This is a genomic window from Pseudomonas sp. MF6751 (genome assembly GCF_016613265.1).
Classification (GTDB): Bacteria; Pseudomonadota; Gammaproteobacteria; order Pseudomonadales; family Pseudomonadaceae; genus Aquipseudomonas; species Aquipseudomonas fluorescens_BV.
In genome coordinates, this window is record NZ_JAENSV010000081.1 from 1 (window position 1) to 8,413 (window position 8,413).

An 8,413-nucleotide genomic window follows, 5' to 3' on the forward strand; every position below is an offset into this window, starting at 1 on the left:
TGGCGTGCGACCGCCTCCCAAGCCTTTCTGGCGCGCTCCAGCAGATTGCTTTTGGCTTTCAGCTTCATGCGCAGCTCCAGAAGGTTGAATTCGAGGCAATAAAAAACCCGGCGCGGTGGCCGGGTTTCGTTTGTCACTCCTCGATACGCGCAGGAATGTCAGGATGGGTGAATAATGCGACATGGCGACATGACATTGCAAGCCCTTTTGAGGGACTATTTTATGCCGCCTCGCCTTCCAGCACTCCGACGGCTTCAAGCATGTGTTGCGCCTCGACCAGAGCCTCGTTCACAAGCGACTCCAACCCGTCCTTGATGGCCTTGTTCCAGCGCTGATAGGTGCGCTCCGTCAGGCCCTGGGTATCCCAGTTCGTCATGTCGTAGTTCGACTCGGCAAGGACGATCATCTCTCCCGGCTTCGTTTCGGCCACTGACCTGGCGTGCTTGTTGGCGCGCGCAATATCTGCGTCGGCCGCTTTGTTTCGCCAATCCCACTGACCCTCATCCTTGTTTTCTCGATGCTTTGGTGCTTTGACCTCGACCACGGCGCGCTGGATACCCTTCGACTGCTGTGGAACCGCCCAGACCAGCACCGCCTGCTGAGTGAAGCGCAGCGGCGCCGGTGAGGACACAACCGCAACAAGACGGCCGATGGAATCGATCTTGCGCCCCCGGTGGGTGCTGTACTTAGCCACCAATGCATTCCAATGCCGCGGGGAAAGCTGGGCGTGTAGCAGCTTGTGAACGATGCAGTCAGCAAGTAGGGCCGCATCCTTGCCGGTGATCTCCCCCTTGAGCTTGCTGGTCTGTACCCGCGGCTCGATGTTGCACCCTCCGGCGCTGTTGATGGTTTCCGCCGCCAGAGCGCGGACGACTGCAGAAATGACGTTTTGGTAGTTCATGCTGCAGCCCTCTTGAGTTCTCTGGTCTTTGCCCGGTATTCGGCGGTCATCGCCTTCAATTGCTCGACGGTGTACTTCTTGGGCTCATGGGGCCCTTCCAGCCACTCGACAGCCTCGGCGCCGATACGCTTCACCAGCTCAATGCGGTAATTCACGATGTCGCCCGACTTGTGGTTGTTGCATGGAGCGCATTGCTTGTGGACATTCAGCGGCTCGAATCTGATGGCTGGGTTTGCCGCAACAGTCCGATAGTGCCCAGCGTGATATTGGCCGTCATGGTGGCGACCACAGCTCACGCAAGGCAGATCGGCATCACGTAGGCGCACCCATTCGTTGAAGGACTGCTGAGTGTCCTTGGCATGATCCGCCCTGCTCTTCAGCTTCTCCTTGCGGACCTTGATGTCCTTGCGCTCAATGTCAGCCAGCGCCTTGCGTGCCTTAGGTGCGTGCCTCGGCCCGTCGATCAGCGCGCACGCTGGACTGCACACCGCCTGGCCCATGCGCGAGGGGACGAATGAGGCCCTGCACGTAGCAACGCGGCATTTTTTCGGCTTGGCCGGCTTCCGTTCGATGGTCATACAGCCTCCTTGGCTTTCTGCTGCTCGGGCGCGAAGTCGCCGCGCAGGGGCATCAGGTTTTGGGGTCTAACTAGCGCAAACCCGGCCTTACCGTTGCTGCCCACTACGTCTTTCCCAGCCACAAGCCATGCCGGGTTAGCTCCGATGTGGCTGATCGCTTTGTTGCCGTCGAACTCAAACTCTATTCGATCGCCGGGAGCCATAAAGGCCACTAGCTCACAGGACTTCCCGACATTTTCAGGGCGCTTGTGAGAGTTGATGATGAGCGCCAGGTCGCCCGGCTTGAAGTTATGGCTCATCAGTACCGCCCTCCCCAGTTGTCCTTTTGCGTCCAGCGCACCTGGTGCTCGGCGCCGAAGGCGTGCACCCACTCGATCAACTCTCCGCACTGCTTCACGGTGAGCTTGCTGGTACGCTCGTAGATAACGTCGAAGCCGTTACCGTCTACCGCCGGTATCATCTGCGGCTGGTCGCCCGACTCGCGCAGCCAGGCGGCCGTCAGCAGGCGCTTCCAGATCAGGACGTCCCACTTCTTCCCGGCGTGTTCGACCTGGGCGGCGATATCGGCCAGCGCCGCGTGCAGGGCCTTGTTCTGCTCCGCGCTGCGGTCCACTTCGGTGATGGCCAGCTTCTTGGGTTTGGTGATGTGGCATGCATCACGCTCCTTGCGCAACTTCTCCACCTCAGCCTTCAGCTCAGCCTTCACCCGCTCGTAGGCTTCGTAGCCGGTGCGTAGGCCGGCGACTTCGGCCTTGAGCGCTTCAACCTCCTGCCACAAGCGGTCTGCAAGTGGGTCATGCCAGCCTGGCATCTTCTGCAAGCTGCGCATGTGCACAGCGAGCTCGGTAGATGATTGCTCTCTGACGTAGGTCATGGCTTCACCTCAAACAGCTCAGGATGTAGTTGGCGTGCTGGACCTGCCATCCAGGGGCGCCGAATGACTACGTGGAATCTCCACGCCCAAATCGATAAGTGATTCGCCCCTCGGCTACGCATAAAGCTCCTGCATGCCTGATAGCGCCATGGCAGGAAGGTGACCTTCAGAAGGCAAGACTTCGGCAGGGCCTTGTGCTTGACCGTTGCGTCGTGTGGCATCGAATGAATGTTCATGACTTCACCTTCAGGCCTGCGGCTTCGATGGCCGATTGTTGAGCCTTGATCAGTTCCGCAGCCTGAATACCAATCGAGAGTGCCTGAGGATTTTTTTCATCCTGCTCAAGCATCTTCGCGATGTGGAATGCATCCTCCGGGGAGATCGGCCCCGCAAGTTCGGTGCCCATGTAGTGATCAATCTCTTCGCTGGCGCCGTATTCGGTCAGCGTGTAATCGAGCAGGCGCCCGCAGGTTTCGCAGTGACAGCAGCCGTCATTTTCTTGCTGCCATCCGCCATCGACGTATTCAGCACGCCCTGCTGCGACCTCTGCTTCCGCGCATGACCGGCAGTAGGACGGACCCTGGTCAGCGTCAGCACCACCAATCCAGTGAGGGAATGGAACATCCAAGGAGTTTGCGTGAGCGTTCAGAACCAGCAGCGCCGCGCCCGACAGGTCCTGCGTCTTCTCTTCTACGAATTCGCTCATGTCCGCTTCTCCCCTGCTTCCGCGATCAATGCCATGCGCTCCAGGCGCTCGGCGGCCTGGCTGGCCAGATTCATGCCGTCTGCCTCATCCACCACCGGCATGCACACAAAACGGATTCCGTGCTTAACCATGGCGTTCGCCATCTCAAGGGATTGGCGTAGCTGGGCTGGGTTTGCTCGTTTCATCAGAAGCCCTCCTTGCCGCGCTGCGATTCCCACTCAAACGGGATGACGATCACCCCACCCTCTCGAAGCCGATCAATGCACCGGTCGCCTATAGCATCCGGCAGCGCCTTGGCTTCCAGGTTGGAAACGATCACCGTGGGGCGCATCTGCTCGTATCGGCCGTTGATGATTGCGAACAGCGTGGTCAGCTCGAAGTCGCTGGGCTTCTCCTTGCTCACTCCGATCTCGTCCAGGATGAGCAGCGAGGGGCTGATCAGGCTCGACAGGATCTGGCTTTCGCTCTGGTCGCTGGTGCGGTCGTACGTGGCGCGGATCGCCTGCAGCACGGAACCGATGGTGCGGTACACCGCCGTGGCGCTCGACTTGGCCATAATCTCGTTGGCGATGGCCACGGACAGATGCGTCTTGCCGGTACCGGGCTTGCCCAGCAACAGCAAGCAGCGACCGGCCTCGGCGATCTCCTTGAACTCGGCGGCGTACCGGCGACAGGTGTTCAGCGCCTTCCGCTGTTCTGACGTGGCGGCCACGTACCCATCCAGGGTTTTTCCAGCAAATCGCTTGGGGATCAGCGCAGCGCCGAGCTTTCGCTCCATGGCCATGCGGATCTCCATTGCCTTGCTGGCCTGCTCGGCGGCCTCGGTCTTCTCGCGAGCGATCCGGCCGCACTCAGGGCAGGCGCTCTTCAGTTCCTTGCCCAGCACAGGGAATACCTTCTGCTCGTAATCGCCGTGAGCCTCACAGGTGGCAGGCTGAATTCGGGTGCCTGGTGGAAGCTCCGGCGACGACTGTTCGGCTGGCTCAGATCGCATAGGAACCGTCCTCGCGTTGAATCAGGCCTGCGGTGTAGTCGCGCTCTGCGAAACCGGTGTGGCGCGATTTTGGGAACTGGTGGACGTTGGTCGGGGTGTCGGGTATCTCGTCCTCCCAACGCTTACCGTTCAGCCACGTCGATGGGTGCGGGACGAACTGGCCCTTGTCCTTGATCCATTCCGGCGTCAGCACCTGCTTGCCCAGTGCCTTGACCATCAGGTCGAACAGGTCCGGGCTGACCTTGAGCTTGGCCCAGGCCTTCTCTGCCTTGTCCTTCCCCACCTTGCGTGGATAGAGCTTCCAGAACTTTGGGAAAAGGTCTTCCACCACCACCGGAGCGGGCGACGGAGGAAGGGAATCAGGAATCAGGAATCCGGAATCAGAAGAGAGGGAATCAGCCGGGAAAGAACTGTTCTCGCCTGGTGCTTGCATGGTGCTAGCACCAACCTTTACCGGGAAATGCTCTGGAACGGGCATTTCAGGGATGGTGCTCTTCGCTTCCTTGAGGTGTGGGTTCTGGTGTTTCGCCCAGTTCACGATCTGGATGGCGTTGAATGATCCAACCGTATAGCGGGTGATGAACCCCAAATGATCCAAGTCAGCGAGCATCTTTTCGATGTCGACGTTGTCGGCCGGGAACAGGGCCATTTTCAGGCGGCGGGGACGATCCTCAAGCCTGCCCTCGCGGTCAGCCTCGGTCCACATGCCGATGAAGAGTAAGCGGGTGGCAAAATCAACCTCTGCCAAGTGTTCGTTCGAGAAGAAACCCGGCTTGATGTTTCTGGATCTGGCCATCATTGGACCCCCTTGAGATTGTGTTGGGCCCACAGACCGGCAACCCAGGTGACGCCCTTGGGAGTGAATTTGGTTTGGTTGAAGGCGTGGCCGCTGTCACTGGTGCCGGTTTTCACGTCGAAGCGGCCGGCGTCTATGTGCCCGCTGTAGGCCTGCCACTCTCCGCCCATGCGGTACATGATCTTCTTATCGAGCAAGAACTCACGAAATCGGGCCTCATTGACCCCCAGCAGCTTGGCTGTCTGTCGGAAGCCCTTCAGGCCGGTGGAGTCAACGTACTTGTCGACGAACTCGACCTTGGGGGCTGCGATGGCCAGGGCCTGGTTTGCGGCCTGCTGCATTTCGAACTGCTCGGCCCAGGCGCGAGCGGCGGCGGCAGGATTGGAGAAGTCTGGGAGCGTGGCGATGACGCGACCACCCTCCAGTTCGCGCCAGCGCTTGATGACCGCCATTCGCATGGACGCGCTGTAACCGGTCAGGAGGCAATCTGTGTGTTCACGGTCGAGCAAGTATTCGGTCTGCTCGCGGTTCAGTGGGTCGAGGTAGATGCATCCAAAACTGGATGCATCCTCGCCAAGCTCTTTCAGCAAGGCGAGAACGTCTCGCTTCACATGAAAATGCGCCTTGCCGGTTAGCTCAGCGATTTCCCGCGTCGACATAGTTTTGCGCGCCACGTTTTCAGCAATCGAAAAACGTGGCGCGGAATTGATTGGGGTATTGATCGTTTCTGTTGGATGGTGCATGATTTGCTCCACAACGCGTTGAAGAGAGCCGGGTCACTACCCCGGCTTTTTTTTGCCTTGAATTTGGCAGAGGCCCTCTGGATTACCCTGAAGAGTCCCTGCCAGAGGCCCTCATTGGGGTAACCAACTGAAGGACCTTTGCCTTCTTCCGGCCGACCTCTGAAAGCGCCCCGCTTGCGATTGATGTTTCCATCATTGCGTTGATGGCCTGAGCGAAACTCCACCCGTTCTGGCGCATCAACCCCTCTACTGCTTGCCGCGTTCTAGGCGGCAACTTTTCAAGCTCAATGCTCATTCGGGCCTCCAAAAGGCCTCTAGCCCGCGATATCTTCTTGTTTGTCCTGCATGAGCTCTTCGATGACACCGTTGGAAACTGCCCACTCGATGATTTCGTAGAGATACGTGGCGTGCTGCATACGGGTTTTGCTGGCGGCTTTACGCAGAATCCGATCAAGCACTGGTTCGAAACGAACCTTCACCGGGATGGCGCGCTTTTGATTGGGGTCCATGTACATACTTCGATGCTCCTGGCTGATGAATTGGGTTTAAGCGGCGGATTGGGTTGGCTCAGTACTGCGCAGGTATGCCCAGTCGATATCGGGGCGCATCTCTTCGCACGTCACCGAACGCGACGACTCACGCTCGATGCTGATAGCGAGCGCAGCGCCCGGGCGGCGGTAGCCGTATGCAACCTGCTTGAGCTGGCCGACAGTGGTGCGGCAGCTGGCCGCAAAAGCCTCAAGGGATTGCTTGTCAAATGGCTTGATGTAGTCGTGCAGATTCATAGGTGCACCTCCGTAATGGCGTCAGATTAGCAACTGCTAATCCAGCATTCAATAGCAGACCGTAATTTACTGAGTGCTAAACGGAAGCGATCATCTGCAGATGGATATAAATCAACTACGCGTGAAGGCCCTGAAGGCCACTATGGCCGGGGCCTCACAGAAAGATTTCGCGAACCAGCACGGCCTGGATGCGTCCTATCTCTCCCAGATACTCAATGGGCATAGGAACCTGGGCGAAAAGGCCGCGGCGAATTTGGAAGAGAAAATCGGGCTGCCTGCCGGGAGCCTGGTAAATCCGGCTGCGCCCGAGGTGGCGACCACCACGAAGCATGGGCTTTCAGCCATTGAGCAACTCAAGCAGTCGCTGGCGAGCGTGAAAGGATTCTCGCCAGAGGCCAGGGACCGAATCGTTGCGGCGGCCGAAGAGGCCGAAGAGGGTCCTTCGAATTACCTGCCATCGAATTTGGCATCCTTGCGACCAACGAGCTCAGAAATCCTCATTCCTCAATACGACATTCGCGCAGCTATGGGTCACGGCCAGGTACCACCCGAGTACAACGAGGCGGTGCGCAACCTGGTAGTGCGCGAAGAAATTCTGAGGGAAAAAGGCGTCACGTATACCGCCGCAAGCTCGCTGGCGATGATCACGGGCTGGGGTCAGTCAATGGAAGGGACAATCAACGACAAGGATTTGGTGATCGTTGATCGCGGAGTGAAAGAGTTTGTCGGTGAGGGGATCTACGTGATGACGTGGCACCAAGAGCTCTATATCAAGCGCGTAATGCGACTGGACGACACCAACTACCGGCTGATATCTGACAACCAGCACTACGAGAATCAGACCGCCAGGATCGAGGATGTCACGATCCACGCGAAGGTTTTATTCATATGGAATGGACGAAAGGCCTAATCGCTCCTGCCCTACCCAAGAGCCCGGCCTTAACCGGGCTTTTTAATGCGTGTCAGAAGGGTGCCAGCTCTTCTACCATTAGAAATTCGTCGTGAACCTGAACTTGGTGATCGTTTTCTGATGAAGCCTCCCAGCGCAAGGTCACCGACTCGTCTTCATCGTTGAAGGTGAGATCTATCCCGTCAGTTTCAGCCAGTACGCCCATCACCTCTTCCCACTCTCGATCCCCATCTGTATCGAGACGATGGATAGTGACCCATCGCTGATCCTGCGCAATCGGGTGATTGATCATGTTCGACACCCTTAAATTCAGCCGCTCTATGCCGGACATGGGCGTGTTTTGTTGTTGCTGCTGTTTGTGCTGGCGCGCCATCAGCTACTCCTTTTTAGCTGTATGAATATACAGTTCATGGCGTGAGCATACCCATAGTTAGCGAATCGTAAAACCCCTTTTGAAAGAGTTTCGAGAGCCCCTCACCGGCTGCGTGATTGCGAATTAGCAGATTATTTAGCATTTGCTATTGACGCACGAATTAGCGATTGCTAATTTACACCCATCGCAGCGACTTACCAGGGACTGCGAAGGGCCTCACAGCTCGCCGCTCTTTAACATCGCCAAGCAACACTCCGCCCTACGCCTCGGCAACAGCCCGGCAATAAGTCTGGGGGAGATAACGCAATACAGCCTGCTTCCGTGATCGGGAATCGACACGCAAGGTTCGCTGGGAAAGAGCTTTACGATTTCTTCTGCGAAAACCCGCCGGAGACAATGACAAGGCGCTGGCGGTGAAACTTCGAGACCACATGGCCCTGCTCAACCTTGAGTTGAGTTTCAAGCCGACGAATGTGAGCGAGAAGCTTTACGCCGCGCCCTGGCTTCAAGGTTTCAAACAAAGCATGAGCGTCTTCTATCTGCTTCTGGATGTTGGCGATTTTCTGCTTTGACGACATTTGATTCACCGATTCAGTTGAAAGCGGACTGTACCAAGGTTCGCCGGACATTTTCACTGATGCACCTGGCGACGGGTGTATTGGGAAAATCACCGGAGCACGACCATGAACAAAGAAGAGATCTACGACGAGCAGATCAGCCCGCTGATGCAGCAGATCATCGCCATATGCAAGG

Annotated in this window: 14 protein-coding genes; 1 reads left to right on the forward strand and 13 read right to left on the reverse strand. The window is 57.6% G+C overall.

All coding sequences use genetic code 11. The annotated features are described in order from the left end of the window. Nucleotides 1-220 precede the first annotated feature (220 nt). From JJD66_RS27485 to JJD66_RS27535, 11 genes are all read right to left on the reverse strand, one after another. A complete protein-coding gene (locus JJD66_RS27485) occupies nucleotides 221-901 on the reverse strand; it encodes a hypothetical protein (RefSeq protein WP_181125196.1) in 681 nt (226 codons plus the stop codon). Further along, nucleotides 898-1,479 (reverse strand): recombination protein NinG, encoded by a 582-nt coding sequence (locus JJD66_RS27490; protein WP_200649487.1) that lies wholly within the window; start codon nucleotides 1,477-1,479, stop codon nucleotides 898-900. Before JJD66_RS27490 ends, JJD66_RS27485 begins: the two co-directional genes overlap by 4 nt. Continuing rightward, a complete protein-coding gene (locus tag JJD66_RS27495) occupies nucleotides 1,476-1,778 on the reverse strand; it encodes a hypothetical protein (RefSeq protein WP_181125198.1) in 303 nt (100 codons plus the stop codon). Before JJD66_RS27495 ends, JJD66_RS27490 begins: the two co-directional genes overlap by 4 nt. Beyond that, entirely contained in the window at nucleotides 1,778-2,353 is a 576-nt protein-coding gene (locus JJD66_RS28240; RefSeq protein ID WP_234452358.1) for a recombination protein NinB, read from the reverse strand. Before JJD66_RS28240 ends, JJD66_RS27495 begins: the two co-directional genes overlap by 1 nt. Before the next feature lie 232 nt (nucleotides 2,354-2,585). After that, a complete protein-coding gene (locus tag JJD66_RS27505; protein WP_172314901.1) occupies nucleotides 2,586-3,059 on the reverse strand; it encodes a hypothetical protein in 474 nt (157 codons plus the stop codon). Further along, nucleotides 3,056-3,244, reverse strand: a complete 189-nt coding sequence (locus tag JJD66_RS27510) for a DUF1382 family protein (RefSeq protein WP_200649488.1) — start codon at nucleotides 3,242-3,244, stop codon at nucleotides 3,056-3,058. The genes JJD66_RS27505 and JJD66_RS27510 overlap by 4 nt, the downstream gene beginning before the upstream one ends. Next, nucleotides 3,244-4,053: an ATP-binding protein gene (locus JJD66_RS27515; protein WP_181127588.1), complete on the reverse strand. Its 810-nt coding sequence runs from the start codon at nucleotides 4,051-4,053 to the stop codon at nucleotides 3,244-3,246. Before JJD66_RS27515 ends, JJD66_RS27510 begins: the two co-directional genes overlap by 1 nt. Next, the gene (locus tag JJD66_RS27520; RefSeq protein ID WP_181127587.1) at nucleotides 4,043-4,849 is read right to left on the reverse strand and encodes a hypothetical protein; all 807 of its coding nucleotides are present in this window, start codon (nucleotides 4,847-4,849) and stop codon (nucleotides 4,043-4,045) included. The genes JJD66_RS27515 and JJD66_RS27520 overlap by 11 nt, the downstream gene beginning before the upstream one ends. Then, nucleotides 4,849-5,592 carry a phage antirepressor KilAC domain-containing protein gene (locus tag JJD66_RS27525; RefSeq protein WP_181127586.1) on the reverse strand — a complete coding sequence of 248 codons (744 nt, stop codon included), beginning with the start codon at nucleotides 5,590-5,592 and terminating at the stop codon, nucleotides 4,849-4,851. The genes JJD66_RS27520 and JJD66_RS27525 overlap by 1 nt, the downstream gene beginning before the upstream one ends. 314 nt (nucleotides 5,593-5,906) lie before the next feature. Next, the gene (locus tag JJD66_RS27530; RefSeq protein ID WP_034120602.1) at nucleotides 5,907-6,107 is read right to left on the reverse strand and encodes a hypothetical protein; all 201 of its coding nucleotides are present in this window, start codon (nucleotides 6,105-6,107) and stop codon (nucleotides 5,907-5,909) included. Nucleotides 6,108-6,137: 30 nt separating this feature from the next. Beyond that, nucleotides 6,138-6,377 (reverse strand): transcriptional regulator, encoded by a 240-nt coding sequence (locus tag JJD66_RS27535; RefSeq protein ID WP_181127585.1) that lies wholly within the window; start codon nucleotides 6,375-6,377, stop codon nucleotides 6,138-6,140. A 100-nt stretch (nucleotides 6,378-6,477) separates the two neighbouring features. On the opposite strand from JJD66_RS27535, the gene JJD66_RS27540 reads away from it, so the two are divergent. Further along, entirely contained in the window at nucleotides 6,478-7,287 is an 810-nt protein-coding gene (locus JJD66_RS27540) for a S24 family peptidase (RefSeq protein ID WP_181127584.1), read from the forward strand. Between the two features lie 52 nt (nucleotides 7,288-7,339). On the opposite strand, the gene JJD66_RS27545 is transcribed toward JJD66_RS27540, so the two are convergent. Together JJD66_RS27545 and JJD66_RS27550 are read right to left on the reverse strand one after the other, a co-directional pair. Further along, nucleotides 7,340-7,660 (reverse strand): DUF1654 domain-containing protein, encoded by a 321-nt coding sequence (locus JJD66_RS27545; RefSeq protein WP_181127583.1) that lies wholly within the window; start codon nucleotides 7,658-7,660, stop codon nucleotides 7,340-7,342. A 362-nt stretch (nucleotides 7,661-8,022) separates the two neighbouring features. Beyond that, nucleotides 8,023-8,413: hypothetical protein (locus JJD66_RS27550; RefSeq protein ID WP_200649489.1), on the reverse strand; the 391-nt coding region annotated here is incomplete at its 5' end.